The organism is Bacteroides sp. B1-V-101, assembly GCF_023656585.1.
GTDB lineage: Bacteria > Bacteroidota > Bacteroidia > Bacteroidales > Bacteroidaceae > Bacteroides > Bacteroides thetaiotaomicron.
Window position 1 is genome coordinate 38,463 of the sequence record NZ_JAMOKH010000007.1, and the last position, 19,961, is coordinate 58,423.

The following is a 19,961-nucleotide window of genomic DNA, read 5'->3' on the forward strand; positions in this document are numbered from 1 at the left end:
ATCGTCATTCCCGGTAATACATCAATGTGCCGAAACCTAACTGATCAAATCCACCGCTATTCGGTCCATAGTTTCCACCACCTCCGTCGGGGCGCATTTGCTCTGCCCACTTCCCGCTGTAAATGGAAGATATACCTTTTGCCTTGCAATATCCATAGAACAGTTCCCATGCCGGTCTTTTCGTTCCGCGCTGGTCTGTAGATATAGTTGTATTGGTATAAGACGGATTTGAATAGGAAGTATAGGGGAAAGAATTGGAATCATATACAAAATCATCACCAACTAATGTTCCTTTATTGAAGGCTTCATCTTTGATCAGATTGTACTTGCCTACATACTCAGCCATTGCTACTGCCCTATAATTATCAAAAGCAAACAGGTCCTCACCGATACTATAAGCCATCTGACAGAATGCCCCCATCAATGACACACACAATGTCGCATGCCCTTGGTCACGTCCCGACTCTTCACACTGTCCCAAAATCTCATCAGAATCCGGATCCTGATGCAAAAAAGGAACTGCATTTTTGATATTTCCAGCTTCTTTATATCTTCCTTCTTCATTCTTAAAATATACGATAGCTTGATTAATCAGCACATTATCATCACACAATATTCCAATGGAAAGAATAGATGTCATCTGAGCCAGATCCCAGTTTAGCCAGTAATGCATATTGCCCTGTCCGCCGTTATGATTCTTAAGGAACATATTGGAAACACTGTAAAACGTATCTTTCATCCAAGTCTTGAACTTCTCAAAATCATTCCTATCCCATCCGTTGTAATCTCTGAGCAATTCCGCCGCATTTGCCCACTGATGTGCCTGAATAGGTATCAAATATAAATTAGGGTCTGGAATATTATTAGTATAACCTTCCATTCTCAATATACCCTTGCAGTTCGTAGCCCATGCATTAAACAGTTTTACAGCAGCATCTGCAAATACGGTATTTCCCGACAACTGATAGCGGAGTGCCAGTTGGTAAGCAGCCGCAGCATCATACATACACGATGTGTAATTAGAGTAATCCGGATATTTACCCGACCAATTATTCTTATCCATTCGTTTCAAATATCCATCAAGCAAAGCACTCGTTTTTTCTGTATAAGAACTTTGCGCATAATCGCTTGCTTCCAGTTGAGCGTAGGCATCTTTCCAGGGCGATCGTGTCAGATTACTTTTTACGCGATCAATATCGGCCTGTGTATGAAGCATACAAGGATGCTTCAATGGCAAATAGTCTTTCTTAACCATATCTTCTTCAGGACTTTTCAAATCACTGAATTTACTGGTATCCCCATTGGGAATTTCACTACTGCAGGACATCATACCAAATGCTATCACAAAGCTAAAGAATAAGCTTATATATTTCGTTTTCATATTTCAGATTTATTTGTTATTTTCTTTTTCTACGTAAACTTTTAAATCTTCCAATGTCTTGAAAGTACGTACCCAATATACCTTATAAGAATAAGGTTGTACAGTAACGTCCGCTATCTTCAGCTGGAAAGTCGTCAACTTATCCGATGGAGCATCCGTTGGAAAATAGGGCTTAGCCTGCAAATCATAATATATAACCTGCGAATCTTCAGCCAAAACTCCGGTCGGATTGTTACCATAATCACCTTTGTTCGTATCCAACTTAAGACTTCCGTTACCCGGCACATCCATTCTAAAGGCAAGATAGCGGTAAGTTCCTATATTCAAGACAACCGGACGGTCATTAGAAGCCATCTTTAAGTCTGCCCTATATTTGCTGTTCGATTGCAGAGACATATTTACAGTCATACCTTCAGCATCAAAATTGACCGAAGCGGGCGTTTGTCCAAATCCCCATCCCAGTGCTTTCAGTTCATCCTGATTACGAACATAAGATAGTGACAATGAGACTACTCCTTCACCAACTACTTTGACAGCTATCGATGCTGATAGTCCGGACAATGGATCCTGAGCTATAATTTCGGCTTCACCTGCACCCACAGCAGTTACCAAGCCATCAGCATCCACTGTGGCAACTCTGTCATTGGTAGTACTCCAGCTTAATAATCCAACCGATGCATCAATTGGTTCCAAAAGACAATTTATCAGAGTCTTATCTCCTATCATCATATCATATCCCGGTTCACTTAATGTGATTTTATCAATAGGAATCACTTCTTTTACTGTTACTACAGCCGTAGCAGTCAATTGACTACCATCTTGACTTGAAACTGAAATATTAGCTGTTCCAGGCTTTTTCCCCGTTATCGTACCATCGTCCGCTACCGTTGCAACTTCTTCATTATCACTTTTCCAATCAAACACATTATATCCGTCTGAAGGAGTCACATTGACAATCACTTTCTTATTTGTTCCTTCAAACAGTTCCACGTTTTCAAGCTCTATAGCTGTAGCCACCGGCATTACTTGGACTTCTATTGTTTTGAGAGTCTCAAAGGCGGTACTCTGAGACAAATTAATATATGCTTTTCCGATCATCTTAGCCGTAACCCTGCCGTCCTGCGAAACAGACACCACATTTTCGTCCGATGATGTTAAAGTAATCTCCGGATTCGTCACATTCTCCGGAACCGGCTTATAATCTAAAACAAAATCCATTCCTACAGCTAAAGGTAGTGATGAACCTACATTTACCTCTATATCATTCATTAGTTGCGCCTCATTCATAGCATCACCATATTCCTTATCGCCACATGAAGCTACTGACAGTAATAAGCTTAGCATCCCAAGACCTACTGACATCCATTTTACTGATAAGAAAGCTATATGTTTCATATTTTTTCTTTTTTATTATTCATATTCCATTATTCTCCCCAACCCGGATTTTGTCCCAAAGTCGGATTTAACTGTAACTGATCAGAAGGCAATGGGTACAAGTAATTCTTATCCGCCCACTGACGCCCAGTCTCTACAACAACACATCCTTCATCATTCAAACTAAAGGTTGTATTCCAGGACTCATATTCAGTCCCCTTCCATTTAATTCCCAACATAGTCTGCGGCATCTCGTTCTCTGCTGTTTTCCAACGTTTCAAATCATCAATGCGAAATCCTTCATTAAAGAGTTCGACAGTACGTTCCCTCCGTATTTCCGTTCTCATATCCAACCCATGTGCCTGTGTAAGCTCGTTAGTCAATGCCGGCATATTGGTATTTACACGTTGACGAACCAGATTCAAGGAAATATTCAAGTCTTCATTTTCAATTTTATCATCTCTCTCATATATGGCTTCTGCATAATTCAACAAGACTTCCGCATAACGGATAAGCGGGAAATCATATCCCTCTTGCGTATCGGGTACCACACGTTCAGCACTCCATTTTTGGTTGCCATAACATGTACCGGAAGCTGGATCATAAACTTTGGATGTTTTAAGATCCGTCTCATCCCACTGCCACGAAGTTCGGCCGAATTTATTCCCCCAATAGCGGGTACCCGGTTTCAGCAACGTATAACGCATACGATTATCGCGATTCAAAAATTCAGAGACCTTTTTATCATACTTCTGGAAGCGCCCCGATTTCTCAATAGGCAATCCATCATCACACAAATAAAGATTGGCAAACTTACGAGTGACCCATTGCACATTTGCCAGACATTCTTGCGTTATATTCTTACCGATTGAGGCCAATACCTGATCATGACGACGAGCAAAAATATACTCATGATTAGAAGACTTTTTAATACCTGCCGGATTTGACTTCTCATTTTCCAAAATGAACATATACTTCTGCGCACTGTCACCCAGTATTTTTGTCTCACTGTCTGTTCCAAACAATCGGAATGTGTATCCATATTTAGCATCAATCACAGTCCGTGCTGCTTTGGCAGCTATGTCCAACAGATTAGCGGAACGTTGCGTATTCTGATTACCATTACGCGACTTCTGCCATGTTCCTTCATAAAGAGCCACTCTTGAAAGGAAAGCCTGTGCACCTTCTTTAGAAATTCGTCCTTCCTCTTCGGTCGTAAGTTCTTTAAAAGCCGGTAAATTTTCAACGGCATGATTAAGATCATCGATAATAAGATCGACTACTTCGCTGCGGTCATTCCGTTTTACTTTCATCTCAGGGTCTGTAATGTCCAACGGCTTCTTGGTGATGATAACGTCTCCATACAATTGAAGTAAGTCAAAATAACTATAAGCACGGAAAAAATAAGCCTCTCCTATATATTGCTTTATATCTTCCGGCTTAGCATAAGCTTCAGCATTCTGCAACAATAAGTTCGTGCGCCGGATATGCTTGTAGTTATCCGTATAGTTGGCGTCCGAAGACGGAATTGAATTTATTCCTCGGCTAAATTCATTGTAGCTCTGATAAGTAATCAAATCCGAACGTTTGTCACTATGTGTTCCATCATATACGACAGAAGAAAAATCACGCGTCCAACTATAAAAGGTATTGGCAAACTGCTTATAATCATTGACAGAAGTCCACATATTCTTACCACCCAACTGATCCTGAGGTTCCAGATCCAAACAAGAGTGGAATGTCATTCCTAACACTATGGCAAGGAGAATTGTTATTTTTGATCGTTTCATACTATTCTATTTAAAAAGTTGCATTAACACCTACCGTGAAAGTTCTGTTAAAAGGATAACGTCCTAAATCTTTAGTTTTACGTGAAGCTTCCGGATCCCAGCCGTCTCTTAACTTACTATGTTCCCATAAATCAGCTCCTGTAAAGTATATCCGTAGTTTACTGATCGCATTTGTTTTGGCCAACCATGAAGCAGGTAACGTATATCCCAAAGTCAGATTCTTTAAACGGAGATAGGCTCCATTCTCTACAGACCAAGAAGAACACTGATAATTATAATTATTTATAGAACCAATGCTTGTATAAGAGGGATAATAGGCATTTCTGTTCTCCGGGTTCCATGTATTACCGATGGACTGGGTTGTAGTATTCAAGTAAATAGCACTCATCGGTACCCGCCATGTTTCATTTCCTTCACCACCACGGAAAACTGTTCTGCGCCCCACTCCCTGAAAAATAGCAGAGAGATCAAAGCCCTTCCATTCCAATCCGATGTTGATTGAATAAGAAAGTTTCGGATCATCCGTCCCTAAATATACATAATCATTCTGATCCAGTTTGCCATCACCGTTCACATCTTCGAACATGTGGTCTCCCAGACGAAGATTATCCTGCATTCCAATTCCATTGCCATCCAAATAGTAATATTTGTATTTTTCCAGTTCTTCTTGGGTCTGAATTTTACCGACATAGCGTAATCCAAAATATGAGTTCAACGGGTAACCTTGCTGCTTACCAACAAAACCTGATTTCAGAACGGAAGTTGCTCCCAAATCAATCAATTTATTAGTAGTATAAGTTATAGTCCCTCCAATATGATATTGTACAGGTCCTATTTTGTCCGACCACGTCATGTTTCCTTCCCATCCTTTAGCCTCAAACTTTCCAAGATTCATCGTTGGGGCATTATCTCCCAACACACCCGGATACTGGGCATCAATCAACATATTATTATTTTTCTTCATAAATAACTCTACAGTACCAGTCAGTCGGTTATTGAAGAATCCGAAGTCCAGCCCCAAGTTATAACTATGAATACGTTCCCAAGTACGGTCTGTAGTTACAATCTTCCCATTCGTATCAATAGTCGAAACTTTTCCAGAGCCAATATATGCTCCGCTAGACGAAGAAAAATTGTACAACTGAGTACCATCGTAACGATCTACGCCACTTTGATTGCCCAATACACCATAAGACAGTCTCAGCTTTAAGTTACTGACCAAAGAAGATAACGGCTGCATGAAGCTTTCCTCACTCAAACGCCATCCTCCAGATACTCCCCAAAAGAATTGCCAGCGATTTTCGGGACGGAACTTTGAAGAACCGTCATATCGCAGATTGCCTTCCACCAAATAACGTTGTTTATAATCATAGTTCAAACGTCCGAAATAGGACATCATTGCCTCATGCCATTTTGCAGGCTTACTGTCTCCATCTTTTATCAGAACTTCTCCGGCACCATTTGGTATCTCTAAAGACGGATTGATATCTTTTACAGATACAAAAGTATATTTATACTGTGTGTAATTATACTGTGTACCAGCCATTGCACTCAGATTATGTACTTCCGCCAATGTTTTGTGCCAATTCAGGTAACCGGAAACCATATAGTAGTCTGTTCTTGAAAAAGAATCAGAGTATTTACTCTTTTCCTGAGTAGGTTCTGTCGCCAACAATTTAGTGCCTGCATAATTATACCAATCAATAGATTTCTCTACTTTCTCACGTGTAGCGGTTGAAGTGTTATAGCCCACATTGACAACGGCATCCAGATCCGAATATATCTTCCAGTTCAACGATTCGCTGATATTGATAGCCGAAACCTTCAGTTTATTGTCTCCGCCTTCCTCAGCCCACCAGTTCAATGCACGCCACGTTCCCCATCCATAGGGACGTCCGTCGATAGTAGAAGCAGGCAAACCCGGTTGTGGGGAAGACTGGGAAAGAACTTTCCCTATCATACTGGGAGATACTTGATCCTGACGGTTATAACCGATACTAGATGTCAACATCACAGCATCCGATAGCTTAAATTGGTTGTTCAAACGCATATTGTAACGTTGATTGTTATTATTTCCCCATTTCAAGGTACTGTTGTCATACATATATCCCAGTGACAAACGAAACAAGTTTTTCTCTGTACCTCCTGAGACACTGAGGTCATGTTGTGTAGACCATGAATTTCCCCATAAAATATCCTGCCAGTCATTATCCATAAAGACAAAGTCTTCCACATCCTTGAATCCTTCGGGAATCGGGTGTGCACTATGACTCAAATCAATGTACTGGTTCTTATACAATTTGGCTAGTCTGGCATAGCGAATCCAGTTTGAATCAGAATAGCCATCATTAGTCTGAGCAGTAATCACTGCATCCGCCCATTGATCCAACGACATCAATTCCGGTTGAAGCCCTACCACTTTTCCAGTAAAAGAACCATTATACTGGACAACAGTTTTACCCGCTTTTGCCTTCTTCGTTGTAATCAATACAACACCTCCCGCTGCTTTCGATCCATATATAGCAGCCGAAGCATCTTTCAGGAAGTTGATAGATTCAATGTCATCCGGATTCAAATTGCGCATACCGTTGATACCGTCACTATATTCCACACCATCTACAATAATGAGTGGATCAGTAGAGTTGGATGAAGACGCTCCACGAAGTTTCATACCCCAACTCTCATCTCCAGGAGCTCCGGAATTACGAGTGATAAGTACTCCGGGCACAGTGCCCTGCATTGCCTGCAACGGGCTTGACATCGTACCTTTATTTTCCAGTTGTTTGGCTCCTACAACGGTTACAGCACCTGTTAAAGATTCCTTTCTCTGAGTACCATATCCTACAACCACCACTTCGTCCAGTACTTCAGTGTCTTCTTTCATTATAATCTTCCGCAATTTAGGATCGGAAGCCGGAAGTTCCATTGATTTAAAACCAATATACGAAATAACAATCACAGCATTCGGAGAACTTACATTTAAAGAGAAATTCCCATCAATATCAGAAATTACTCCATTCGTAGTTCCCTTCTCGAGTATACTTGCACCAATAACAGGTTCTCCCGTCGCATCCACAACCTGACCTTTGACTTGTTTTTGAGACTGTGCTATAGTCCTGCTATCATTAACATTTGCATAAGCCCATGTCCGGGAAGCCGGACACAGCATCAACATCAGTCCTAAAGCAACTATGACCGCCTTATTAGGTTGCGAATTAAAAATTAATCCTCTTCGTTTCATAACATTAAATTTGAGGTTTAAAAATAGTATTAAATTCTTGTTCTCTAAAATTTGTTGAGGCATAAAGATACCTCTCACTCAGTATTGATTCCTTTTCCATAAGCACCAAAGGTTGTTTATTATATGAATAATTTTATATACAGTTTCGGAAGAAGTCACGCATATCACGGCGTCCGAGAAAAAGATGGTTTTCCACTGTACGGCAACTCAATTCTAATTCGGAGGCTATCTCCGGAGAAGATTTATCCTCAAAACGATTTAACGTATAGATCAGTCGTCGCTGTTCGGGCATGGCTGCCAACCGTGTCCGTTCCATCGCCATCAAATCATCAGCAATGATTTTCTCTTCAGTATCATTGGAAGAAGTGACAGTAAAATCATAGAGGTAACTATCTATCTCCTGCTTTTTATAATAACGACGGATATAGTCGGTCACTAAATTGCGTGCGATCGTAAAAAGGAAGTATTTTACTGTATCCGGACGGAGCATCTGTTTGTAATCCATCAGACGCACAAATACATCTTGAGTTAAATCCTCCGCTTCATAACGGTGAGCAATCCGATAGGTAATATAGTTTAAGATTACCTGATGATATTCCTCGTAAGAACGGGTGATAATGTTGTCGGAAGTGTAAGCTGTTGTCTCCATAATACTATCTTTTTCGGTTTTGAACACGATGCAAATATAAAGGCAATTCCGGAGAATGATTTCAAAAAACAAGGGAGATGAATCTCAACGCATCTAGGTAGACTTTATTTTATTTAAGCAAATGAATTACAATCACTTACACACTTTTTAAACGGAGTCTCACTTTATAAAATGAGACTCCGTTTGGGCATAATAAGCAGACCGATGGTTCACATCTCATCAATTTGAGCAAAGTAACCTGGGAAATAAAAAGCCTTTGGTAATTGTCACTTATCACCTTGGCAGGACAAGTGTCTTATAATTAAAGCAGTAAGGGTGATAATAGATGGTGATAATAAGGTGATAATAGAATAGTTATTGATTTCTATTATCACCTGTTTTTGACAAGCGATCTATTTATTCAATTGATTATCAGGTGTTAGACAGACTATTCAAGGGTAACGTCTACCAATGTTAAAAACACCATTTTTGCCATGAATGTACGTTGTTTACGCCCAATATTGTTCTATGTAAGCTGCATGTATTAAGACAAAGGCTGGGAAGCTTAACATACAAACAAGGCTTGACTAATATATTCAGGTACTTTCATGTATTCATTTCACGTACGTGAACCGTTCAGCTCATGTACGTAAGCCCAATGAATCACGTACATGAACCGATGGAATCACATACGTGAAACGATCTCTTGTTACTGACCGAATACATTAATCTTACCAGCATAATATCTTAATGAAGGGAGCACATTTACTATTCATCTTTAGCCGTTCCTCCGATACTGCGAATATACTCGTTCGGAGTAACTCCGGTACTTTTCTTGAATGAACGGAAGAAAGAAGCACGTGAACTGAAGCCGCATAGTTCGGCCAATGCAGTCAATGTATAACGGGAGTAATCATTATCCTCTACCATTTTCTTGAACTGGGCAACCCGATACTCATTTATAAAGTCATAGTATGACTGATTAAGATATTGATTGAGCAGATAGGACAAGGAATGGGAAGAAGTATGCAATGCGGCGGCAAGTTCTCCCATTTTCAAGTCGGGATTAATATAAGGTTTTTCTTTCTCCACATAAGCAACAAGCCTGTCATGAAGTTCTTTACATTCGGCTTCGCTCATACGGTTGGCCTTATATTTTTCTTCTGCAGGATGTGGTTCCACCGTCTTTTCTTCTTCCTCTTCTTCTTCGGATGAGATCTCGTGTACTTCCGTGACCAATGGAGCAGATTTCCGCACATAATATCTCACTAGAACAACGATCAGAATAATCGATATAGCGAGAATCACCCATCCCCACCAAGGAATCATCGGCTGCACAGTCACCTTATAAATGGCCATTGATTGTTCATTGCCCGGAATACGTACACAGAATGTGTATGTCCCGGAAGAAAGCCCATAATACGATACTTCACTCTGTGCTGTCAGCAACTTCCAGTCACTGTCCGCTCCCTCCAGTTTATACTCATATAACAAGGCAGAAGGTAATCCATATGCAAAATCGGTAAAACAGAAAGTAAGATTGTTCTGATTATACTTCAAAGACGATTTATTGATAGAAACTCCATTAGCCAGAATATCCGTAAAGACAATCGGACGAACCTTTCCACGTACCTCATCTACCTGTTTCGGATCTACATAGATCAACCCCTTGGTATTGCCAAACCACAACAGTCCTCTTTCATCTTTATAAGCCGCTCCGTTAGTGAAAGTCGGTCCCGGCACTCCGTCATTGAAGGTGAAGGAGTCATACTCTTCTCCTTCTTCCTTAATACGCAACAATCCATCGTTGCAGCCTACCCACAGCCAGCCTTGATTATCTTCTGTTATTGACATCAGCGAGTTATCGGGAAGCGTAGAAAGTACTGATTGATTGCGGAAATGGTTCATCGTTAAGGTAGAAGTAAACAGGCTGCCTTTCTCACGGATAAAGTAAAGGTTATGTTCTGCATCTTCATAAATAGTACGTACTTTATCTTTGTGTACAAATCCTTCCGGAAATACATTGGAACGAAGGCTTTGTGAGGCCGGATCATAGATGCACATACCGGTTTCTGTAGCAATCCATCCTTTTCCGGTAGAGTCAAAACTTACTTCATACACATTTCCTTCGGGCAACTGAGAGTTGGTGCTGGTGAAGTTTTTGATTTGCTTTGTCTGCCCGTTGTAACAGAATAGTCCCTGCGAGGTGCCAATCCAAAGATTTCCCCTGTTATCCGGTTTTACACAGAAGATATGTCCTTTCTGGAAGAGTTCCGTATCACCTTGTGTAAAGTATTTGAGAGATAACGTCTGCGGATTTAATACCATCATACCACCGCCATACGTACCGATATAATATTCACCTTCATAGAAGCAAATGGTAAGGATCAGATCGGACGTAAGAACCGGTTTCACGAAACTTTTCACTATGCCGGTAGCTTCGTTAATATAGAACAATCCGTCACGCGAACCAATCACTTTCTCCGGTCCCCGGTTTACGAACGAACGAATTGATAAATTGGCAGAGTTAAACTGAGGAAGATAAGCGTACGTACGGAACAGTCCGTTTTGATACAGTGAATAATCCAATCCGGCTTGGAAATGTCCTACCCAGACTGCACCCCTGTCATCCACCAGTAGTGAGTAGATAGAATTACTGCGAATCCCTTCTTTATCATTCACATCATGGAAAAAGCGGCGAACCACTTTCCGGTCTTTGTGAGAAAGGAAATGAACCCCATTTCCATCTGTAGCGATGTACACCGTCTCCTTTCCATCACCGGAAATATCAGATATCACATCACATCCCAAAGAAACCGTATGGGCAAATGTCTGTTTCGGGATATCGAAACAGACGACTCCCTGACTCATTGTACCCAGATACAGCGTTTCACCTATGCGGGTCAGACAACGGAAATAATCGGCTTCGGGAACATTCTCTCTGAAATGCCAGGAATTGATCTGACCATCTTTCAGCGAATAAGAAAATAACCCTTGCACTGTTGCCAACCAAAGGACACTCTTATCTTCATTCAGGCAGAGGTCCATGATCCGGTTACAGGCTGCCAGCATATTTTTATCGGTCTGTACCTGAAGCAACTGACCGTCTTTCTGAATAAACAGTCCTCTCTCCGTACCTATATAAAGTACATCTCCATCTGCCAACAAAGCATTGACGGCACAGTCGATCTTCTCGGGAACGATTCTCTGCAATTCACTACCGGAGCGATTCAGCCGCCAGAGTCCGATTCCATTTCCGATCCATAGTTGCTTGTTATCGGTTTCTGTAATACAGTTCACCCGTTTCTTTCTTCCCGAATCTACTCCGCGGAATTCGAAATGCTTCACCTTCACACCGTCAAAACGGTCGAGGCCGTTGTCTGTCCCCAACCAGATGAAACCTTCCGAGTCTTTATAAATAGCATTCACCAACAAACCGGAAAGGCCGTCGGACATAACAACATTACGAAACATATAGGGTTGTGCCTGCAAGTTTTCCCCGCAAACCCAACACATTATTATAAGAACCAAATATTTAATCGTGCTTTTCACCTGCCAACGGGCTTTATCATATTAAACATGTGACAAACATACACAAAAATCTCCAAAAGAGAGCGGTTCCTTATCTAAAAAGTCGCCTCTCCGTATTTGCTGATGCTAATAGACAAATACGAAGAGGCGGAAGTATTTACTCAATGCACCCAAATAATTTATTCGTGCCTGTTCATTAAATTAAATCAATCTTGTAAATCCCAATACACTACATAACGCTGGTGATGCAAATCATAAAGCGGACGGATCACATCTCCTTGCTCCGTAGTAAATTTCAAGTCTTTTCCCACACGGTGCAATGTTCGTTCGGGGTGTTTCACGTCTATTTTCAATGATGTACGCAGATCGGCAGGAACATGAAAATTATAAGTATAATAATCGTTGTAAAGAGCAGGATCAGAGAAGGGAGCAGGTGCCTGCATTCCTTCCGTTCCCCGTTCTCCGGCAAGTACTAACGGTCCATACAGCAAAGCTACTTTATTCGGATTATCGGGAGTAGCTTCCAGTTCGATCTGCATGGGATAAGTGGCCGCAATACGGTCACCATCTTTCCATTCACGGGTAATAGCAATATAAGAACCCGGTTTCTGTTTCACTGACACCTTTTTACCATTCACAAGTACCTTCACATTTTTACTCCATGAGGGATATCTCAAATAAATAGTAGTATGCCTTGGCTTTTCTGCACGAAGAGTGAGCCGAGTAGTCTCTTCCTTCGGAAAATCGGTTTCCTGAAGAAGCGTCAGTCCTTTTTCTTTCCAAGTCACTTGGGAAGGAATAAACAGATTCACATAGATGCCTTTATCATTATGGTAATAGATGGCTTCTCCATATTTGGCATGATTCTCAAATCCACTGCCTACACAACACCAGAAAGAATTTTCTTTGGTGCTATACAGTTTATGAGAGCCGGAAAGTAACGGAAGGAAATAAGTTACCATCCCTGTTTCCGGGTCTTGCTGTCCAAGGATATGATTGTATAATGCTCTCTCGTAGTAATCGGCAATAGAAGAATCACCGGTCCAGCAGAAAAGATGGCGACTAAGTTTCAACATATTGTAGGTGCAACATGTTTCACCGGTATAACCAGTCAAGTGTTTAGAGCATTTCTTCGGGTCGAAAAAATGCTCTTTATCACTGCTGCATCCCGGAGCAAAGGTGTGATGGTCAATCATGGTATGCCAGAAAAACTCTGAAAGTTTTTTACTCGTCTCATTCTGTGTCAATTCATAGTTGCGAGCTTCTGCAATTACTTTCGGGATAAATGTATTTGTATGTTTGGTTCCCAAATCATCCCGAAGTTCTTTCAGTGGGTCGATCACGTCATTATGATAGAAATATTCCGCCAACCAACGATAACGCTCGTCGCCTGTGATGGCATATAAATTATAAAATGATTCGTTGATTCCCCCGAACTCATTACGTATCATTAACCGGCGTGTCTCTTCACTAAGCGGTTTCAGTTTGTTATAAGCCCAGTCGCCCATTTTGGTCACCACACTCAAAGCCTGCTGATTATCTGCATATAAGTATTGGTCTATCAGACCGGAATAAAGTTTATGCAAGGTATACCAAGGTGCCCAGACACTCTTTCCCTGAATATTGCGGTTGATCAGTTCTTCGGGATATGCGCTCAAATATCCTCCTTTAAGTGCATTCTGCACTTCGGTCAATCCATTTACAAGGCTATCTCCTTTAAGTTTGAAAATCTCACTTCCGGTAGCAGCATACATCAATGCGTAAGCTGAAAGCAAATGTCCGGTAGTATGTCCGCGAAGTTCGCAGTCCAGAGATTCCCAGCCACCGAGTTTTTTTACAGTCATATAGCCGCCTTCACGACCTGCAAAGACACCGGCATTGGTCCGGAAGCTATGTAACAGACGATTCACATCAAGAGAAGTCATCCATGCCGAATCCCGCAACATATTATCACGAAAACGACTCGCTAAGAGGCGGACATCCTTTAAATCAAAACTCTGTACCCGAATTGGAGCCACTGTCTCTTTTTTCATTTTTCCCTGATGCTGACCGGGGTATACAGACTGGGCGGACATCATAGTCGACACTGCCAACCATGCTATTACAACTAGATTTTTCTTATTCATAATCATTCTTTATATCCTTTTCAATAAGATACGAATAAGCGCTGTTCAACACTCAATACAATGAAATTAATTCTGATTGATCGTTCCGTAAGCTTTCGTTTTATTCCATATTATTGATAAATAAAGAAACTTCGTTCTATCGGCTCTGCTGTCTGTACCTTTCCCGCCAGCCCATATTGCCAGGCAACTACTGTCACCTTCAACGGATATTTACTGCGAGGAGGTATCGGAGTAAATACAAGTTTGTTTCCGTCGATTTCCGCAGGGCCTTCTTTCACATAATAATATACAGGCAGTCCGCAATCGGAAGTAGCCCGAAGAGTGACGGACTCCACCCCTGCCTTCACATCCCCAATGCCAGGGAAAAGTATATACTGTCGTTTCCCCTCCGTGTTACGGTAAGGAATCCGGAAACTAAGTTCCTGCACTGTACTTTTATATTGATTATCACCGTCATGACTCGCCAAGAGGCAGATGTCTCCTGTGCGACGCTTATTATACATTCCCATGCGGTAGAAACGAACAGTAAAAGTAGTATCATTCACCTTCTGTACCGGTCCGCAGATGCGGGTTATTTCGGGAAAGGTCGATGAATGTTCGTCGGAGATGGTTGTATGCAGACTATCCGTAAATACAGCTTTCAGATGAAAAGTAAGTCCATCTTCCTCCGGCAGGAAACGGGCGGCAACTTTCACATGAGACTTCGGGTGATATGCAAGAAGGCTGTTCTCTTGTACAAAACCAAGATATTGCGGTTTTTTCCTTCTTTCCTGACGATAACGTTCTTCTGTCATGTCAGCCATCTCTTTATCGAAATACCAGAAGGCATCATGCGGATCGCCTTTGTATTGTTTGAAGGGAGCTGCTTTAGCACGTCTCTTTTGGTCAGGATGCCAACGCTCGGCAAGCCATCCGTTTTCCGGATTCAATTTCTTCAGCATCACGGGCTTATCTACATCATACGTTTCCGGCAATCGGTACTCCATGGCTTTCTTCAGAAACAATGCAAGGTATACTGCCGTACGGTCTGCAATATCAAAATGTCCGCGCCCAGTATCACAAAGAAACGAGATGCAACTCCGGGGATACATCAGGCGAAACGCCAATGCCGGATTTACGCGATCTTCCCACCATTCATATTCTCCTTCGATCATCAAGCCGGGAATGCCGTCAATAGTACGTTTCCCCCACTCCATGTTATCACGTCCATATCCGGTAAGATTAGTACGCGGTGCGTCTCCATGAAAGGATATGACAGCCAATGTCCGTTCGGGATTCCATGCTGCAAAATTCCAAGGATAAGTTGCCATCGCCGAATGTCCGAAAGGAACAATCGGAACGTATTTTAATTCATTGTAACCGCTGATAGCGGCAAAGTCCTCCAACATCTGCTCAAATGCCCTCTGACTTCCGGCAGATACATCCCATTTCTGGTCCCAGCCCGGAGTAATCCAGATCAAGCCCATACCTATTTCGGACATTTTCTCCCGAAACAGAAGATTCTCAAACAGGGTTTCCTCTGTCATATTGTGAGTACCTATCATCACACCTCTTACCTGGGCACAATCGGAAGGTATCCATAGGAATGCCTGTGGATGATCATCAGTTTCGTTAGAAATAATGCCGGGTATCTGTACAGACCACTGCCATTCCGCCGCTATACATTCCGGCCATAACATAAACACTAATATTCCAAATACTAAAAATCGAAGTAGTTTCATGTTCCATTCATTTATCGTTATTTTATGTAATACGTAACGAAACCAAAGTATACTCAACCGAAAAATATAAAAAAACTATTATTATAGGAACTCTTTCATCGACAATTTCACAAAAACGTCGTATCTTTATTCTCAATTAAGAAAGGAGTGATATGGATTTACGTACAGCAAACGTAACTAGATATATTCTTCCCCTGCGGGAAGGCGGATCATTGCCGGCTTTGGCTGAAGCTGACGATGAGTTCAAATATGTCGTAAAATTCAGAGGAGCAGGGCACGGAACCAAAGCCCTTATCGCTGAATTGATCGGAGGAGAAATAGGCCGTACTCTGGGCTTCAGAGTACCGGAGATCATCTTCCTGAATTTAGATGAAGCTTTCGGCCGAACGGAAGCAGATGAAGAGATACAGGATTTACTGCAATGGAGCCGTGGATTGAATATCGGTTTGCATTTCTTGTCCGGAGCGTTGACCTTCGATCCTGTCGTACATCAAGTGGATGGTAAAACCGCCTCACAGATTGTGTGGATGGATGCTTTTCTGACAAATGTGGACCGTACCATCAAGAATACCAATATGCTGATGTGGCATAAAGAATTATGGCTGATCGATCATGGAGCTTCCCTTTACTTCCAACATAGCTGGACCAACTGGCAGAAACAGGCACTCACCCCATTCGTGCAGATAAAAGATCATGTTTTATTGCCATTTGCCGACCAACTGAAAGAAACAGATATGGCATTCAGACAGTTACTAACCTCCGATAAGATACGGGAAATAGTCAATACCGTCCCCGACGACTGGTTGAACTGGACGGAAGGACAGGAAACTCCACAAGACCTGAGAGATATTTATATTCAATTTTTAGAGGAAAGGATCAAGCATTCCGAACTATTTGTAAATGAAGCGCAACATGCAAGAAAGGCACTTATATGAATACGCAACCATTCGTTTCGTTCCCAAAGTAGAACGTGAAGAATTTATCAATGTAGGTATTGTACTGTTCTCCAAACGATGCAAATACCTCAAATCACTTTATACGATAGATGAGAATAAACTGAAACTGTTTTCTTCCGAACTGGATATGAATTGTCTGAAAGAAGGACTGCATGTCTTCGACAGGATTTGTTCGGGTAGTAAGGAAGGGGGAATGATAGCAAGCATGGATGTCCCCGATCGTTTCCGGTGGCTGACCGCTGTAAAAAGCTCATGTATACAAGTATCCCGCCCGCATCCCGGATTTTCCGAGGATTTGGATGCTACCTTGGAGCGTTTGTTCAAAGAATTAGTGCTTTAAATGATCAATCATGGAATTTATCAAGATAACAGAGCAACCATCGCTCTATGATGACCTCGACAAGAAGTCGGTAAAAGAGATTCTGGAAGATATCAATACTGAAGACCATAAAGTAGCAGATGCCGTGCAGAAAGCAATCCCACAAATAGAGAAACTGGTCACATTAATTATTCCCCGAGTAAAAAAAGGTGGGAGAATATTCTATATGGGAGCCGGAACAAGCGGACGTTTAGGTGTACTCGACGCTTCCGAAATACCTCCGACTTTCGGTATGCCTCCCACCGTAGTTATCGGACTAATCGCCGGAGGAGATACCGCCTTGCGCAATCCCGTCGAGAATGCGGAAGATGATATGTCCCGCGGATGGGAAGAGTTATTGCAGCATCATATCAATAGTGAAGATACAGTCATCGGAATTGCAGCATCCGGCACCACTCCTTATGTGATCGGAGCCATGCATACAGCACGGGAACACGGAATACTGACCGGCTGCATTACCAGTAATCCAAATTCGCCGATGGCTACCGAAGCTGATGTACCGATAGAAGTTATTGTCGGTCCGGAGTATGTGACAGGAAGTTCTCGGATGAAATCGGGTACTGCTCAAAAGATGATTCTGAATATGATCAGCACTACTATCATGATTGAACTGGGACGCGTGCAAGGAAATAAAATGGTCAATATGCAATTGAGTAACCAAAAACTCATTGATCGGGGAACGCGCATGATCATTGAAGAACTCCATCTGGACTACGAAAAGGCTGAGGCACTTCTGTTGCTACACGGTTCGGTTAAGTCTGCGATAGAGGCCTATCGCAGACACAACTCTACTCAGCAAGAGTAAAATGCAGTGCAGCACCACCGGAGGACTTTAACTTCAAAGTTAGCTTATCTCCGGCTTTTATCTTCTTATGAGTAGTACGAACCTTTGTACGTGTATTCAACTTGTCGTCATCTTCATACAAGTTGACTATATACTTCGTTCCCGGTTTCAAAAAATCCGTGGTTAACGTAATGGTACGCGCTTCTGTATTTGTCATTGCTCCCACAAACCATTCTTTTCCGGAACGACGAGCCTGCACAATATATTCACCTATTTCTCCATCTAATGCACGACTTTCATCCCAAACAGTCGGGATGGCTTTCCAGAACTCCAGTTCCTCCTCACCTTTATACATAGCAGGATTATCATACCAAAACATAAATTGCAAAGGACTGTAATATACGGCTGCCATTGCCAATTGATGTGCTTTGGTGTTTTTCACGCGACTATTAAAATAACAGAGTGTATAATCTCCTGCGCCTGCCAAAAAACGAGTATAAGGGAGAATGGTATTGTGTGTCGCATCCGGCATCTCTTCATTTCCACGGATACCTTCTTGCGTCATCAAATTGGGATAGGTACGACTGAAACCGGTTGGACGATATTCATCATGAATATCCACCATCATTTCATATTCCGCACATTTACGGACTGCATCATGTAGCCACGTACTCCAATGCTGATTACCTATCTGTACAAAACCGAATTTAATTCCTTTCAATCCCCATTTTTTATACAATGGCAATAAAGAATCTAGCTGTTGAACCAAAGCACGTTGATTGACATAGACCATTAATCCAATGCCTTTAGATTCTGCATATTTACATAAAGCAGAAATATCAAGATCTTTATCCGGAGAAACCGTAGTAGCATCCGAACTCATTTTCATTTCCGGGCCATACCATCCTGCATCCATATGTACATATTGAATGCCACGTTCCGCTGCAAAATCAATGGCTGCTTTTACTTTCTCCTGTTTTAAGTCTCCAGAACGGAATACTTTCCCAGGCTTAATCCAAGAAGTATCTGATATCCGACAAGGAGTATTTAAATTCAAAGCCAAATCATTATGATTGATCAAATCGACCGGACGTTCGGCAGCCATAATGACACGCCAAGGGGTACTGTAGGGAGAAATAATGTCAACGCTGCTATACAAGCTAGTTTCCAGTGTTGAAGGCTTCTCTGCAGACAAACGGAATTTTCCACGAGCATAATCCACCATCTCCGCTTCCAGTAATGCAACAGTCAATCCATCTGGCAGTTTCATAGTCAAAGGGCGTTCACTTTCCTCTTTTCCCCACCCTGACAGGGGACGAAGCTCATAAGGACCTTGTCCCCAACGTTCATAGTAAGCCATTGTACCTTCAGGCATTGTGAAACTTGTCCGTTCACCTGTAATATGTAAAAATAGCCCATTGGTCGTTTCCGGAAAATGATAACGGAATGCCACTCCTTCGTTATAGGCACGGACGATAATATTCATAAAGTAGTTTTTACGTTTGTCGTAACCGCCTTCAGTCATCCCTTGTCCCTCACCTTTACGAAACTTTAAAGTCATTTCATTATAACAGTCCCGAACTTCGGCACGTTCTCCATATACAGGTTTCCATGTTGCATCGTTTTTCCGATGATCAGTATCCGTTAATTTCAGATTCTCGCACCAAAAATAGCAAGTATCATTTGGTACCCCCAATGCCGATTCAAACAATTGATTCTCTACCTGTACACCAAGTTCACCCTCCTCCACTACCGGACGATTCTTATATGTCAGCGTATAATACATTCGTGCATTATCCTCTCCGAACGAACGCTGGTAAAAGGTGAACCGATACGCTCCGTCTGGGGAAGTCAGTTCCCGGCGGGTTTCTGTCATCACATTCTGTGCCTTTGTCAGTGTCGGTATTACCAACAGTAAAAGCAAGATACTTTTCTTCATTCTATTTAAATTCATGTTTATCCGTTTTTCCAATATATACGAACGAATTAATTATTATACTCAATCTGTCTCCCAAAGAAACACTACTTCTCAATTCTTTTTATAAAAGTC

General features: G+C 41.8%; 12 protein-coding genes. 3 read left to right on the forward strand and 9 right to left on the reverse strand.

What is annotated here, in order from left to right; genetic code table 11:
* Positions 1–4 precede the first annotated feature (4 nt).
* The 8 genes from NBH01_RS07555 to NBH01_RS07590 all read right to left on the reverse strand — a co-directional run bounded on the left by NBH01_RS07555 (position 5) and on the right by NBH01_RS07590 (position 15,792).
* Positions 5–1,381, reverse strand: coding sequence for an alginate lyase family protein (locus NBH01_RS07555; protein WP_008766732.1), 1,377 nt, complete (start codon positions 1,379–1,381; stop codon positions 5–7).
* 9 nt (positions 1,382–1,390) lie between these two features.
* Positions 1,391–2,776 carry a DUF4979 domain-containing protein gene (locus NBH01_RS07560; protein ID WP_008766733.1) on the reverse strand — a complete coding sequence of 462 codons (1,386 nt, stop codon included), beginning with the start codon at positions 2,774–2,776 and terminating at the stop codon, positions 1,391–1,393.
* Positions 2,777–2,805: 29 nt separating this feature from the next.
* Entirely contained in the window at positions 2,806–4,545 is a 1,740-nt protein-coding gene (locus tag NBH01_RS07565) for a RagB/SusD family nutrient uptake outer membrane protein (protein WP_008760460.1), read from the reverse strand.
* Positions 4,546–4,555: 10 nt separating this feature from the next.
* Positions 4,556–7,786 (reverse strand): SusC/RagA family TonB-linked outer membrane protein, encoded by a 3,231-nt coding sequence (locus tag NBH01_RS07570; protein ID WP_170848630.1) that lies wholly within the window; start codon positions 7,784–7,786, stop codon positions 4,556–4,558.
* A 133-nt stretch (positions 7,787–7,919) separates the two neighbouring features.
* On the reverse strand, positions 7,920–8,435 hold the full coding sequence (locus NBH01_RS07575; RefSeq protein ID WP_008766735.1) for an RNA polymerase sigma-70 factor: 516 nt from the start codon (positions 8,433–8,435) through the stop codon (positions 7,920–7,922).
* Between the two features lie 747 nt (positions 8,436–9,182).
* On the reverse strand, positions 9,183–11,966 hold the full coding sequence (locus tag NBH01_RS07580) for a two-component regulator propeller domain-containing protein (protein WP_165938003.1): 2,784 nt from the start codon (positions 11,964–11,966) through the stop codon (positions 9,183–9,185).
* Between the two features lie 185 nt (positions 11,967–12,151).
* Positions 12,152–14,071, reverse strand: a complete 1,920-nt coding sequence (locus tag NBH01_RS07585; RefSeq protein WP_032813852.1) for a glycoside hydrolase family 127 protein — start codon at positions 14,069–14,071, stop codon at positions 12,152–12,154.
* 110 nt (positions 14,072–14,181) lie between these two features.
* Entirely contained in the window at positions 14,182–15,792 is a 1,611-nt protein-coding gene (locus NBH01_RS07590; protein ID WP_072067321.1) for a hypothetical protein, read from the reverse strand.
* A 152-nt stretch (positions 15,793–15,944) separates the two neighbouring features.
* Here NBH01_RS07590 and NBH01_RS07595 point away from each other — a divergent pair, with 152 nt between their 5' ends.
* From NBH01_RS07595 to murQ, 3 genes are read left to right on the forward strand one after another with little or no spacing between them, the layout of a single operon-like run.
* Positions 15,945–16,727 (forward strand): HipA family kinase, encoded by a 783-nt coding sequence (locus tag NBH01_RS07595; RefSeq protein ID WP_072067322.1) that lies wholly within the window; start codon positions 15,945–15,947, stop codon positions 16,725–16,727.
* Positions 16,705–17,088: a DUF3037 domain-containing protein gene (locus NBH01_RS07600; protein WP_008760453.1), complete on the forward strand. Its 384-nt coding sequence runs from the start codon at positions 16,705–16,707 to the stop codon at positions 17,086–17,088. Before NBH01_RS07595 ends, NBH01_RS07600 begins: the two co-directional genes overlap by 23 nt.
* A gap of 10 nt (positions 17,089–17,098) precedes the next feature.
* Positions 17,099–17,932: an N-acetylmuramic acid 6-phosphate etherase gene (gene murQ / locus NBH01_RS07605; protein ID WP_061474223.1), complete on the forward strand. Its 834-nt coding sequence runs from the start codon at positions 17,099–17,101 to the stop codon at positions 17,930–17,932.
* Here the strand turns inward: murQ and NBH01_RS07610 are convergent.
* Positions 17,916–19,865: a glycoside hydrolase family 97 protein gene (locus tag NBH01_RS07610; RefSeq protein WP_250700055.1), complete on the reverse strand. Its 1,950-nt coding sequence runs from the start codon at positions 19,863–19,865 to the stop codon at positions 17,916–17,918. The genes murQ and NBH01_RS07610 overlap by 17 nt on opposite strands.
* Positions 19,866–19,961: the final 96 nt, after the last annotated feature.

Coding starts and splice junctions, on each gene's coding strand:
- NBH01_RS07555 (WP_008766732.1), bottom strand. CDS start 1,381: ATGAAAACGAAATATATAAGCTTATTCTTTAGCTTTGTGATAGCATTT.
- NBH01_RS07560 (WP_008766733.1), bottom strand. CDS start 2,776: ATGAAACATATAGCTTTCTTATCAGTAAAATGGATGTCAGTAGGTCTT.
- NBH01_RS07565 (WP_008760460.1), bottom strand. CDS start 4,545: ATGAAACGATCAAAAATAACAATTCTCCTTGCCATAGTGTTAGGAATG.
- NBH01_RS07570 (WP_170848630.1), bottom strand. CDS start 7,786: ATGAAACGAAGAGGATTAATTTTTAATTCGCAACCTAATAAGGCGGTC.
- NBH01_RS07575 (WP_008766735.1), bottom strand. CDS start 8,435: ATGGAGACAACAGCTTACACTTCCGACAACATTATCACCCGTTCTTAC.
- NBH01_RS07585 (WP_032813852.1), bottom strand. CDS start 14,071: ATGAATAAGAAAAATCTAGTTGTAATAGCATGGTTGGCAGTGTCGACT.
- NBH01_RS07590 (WP_072067321.1), bottom strand. CDS start 15,792: ATGAAACTACTTCGATTTTTAGTATTTGGAATATTAGTGTTTATGTTA.
- NBH01_RS07595 (WP_072067322.1), top strand. CDS start 15,945: ATGGATTTACGTACAGCAAACGTAACTAGATATATTCTTCCCCTGCGG.
- NBH01_RS07600 (WP_008760453.1), top strand. CDS start 16,705: ATGCAAGAAAGGCACTTATATGAATACGCAACCATTCGTTTCGTTCCC.
- murQ (WP_061474223.1), top strand. CDS start 17,099: ATGGAATTTATCAAGATAACAGAGCAACCATCGCTCTATGATGACCTC.
- NBH01_RS07610 (WP_250700055.1), bottom strand. CDS start 19,865: ATGAATTTAAATAGAATGAAGAAAAGTATCTTGCTTTTACTGTTGGTA.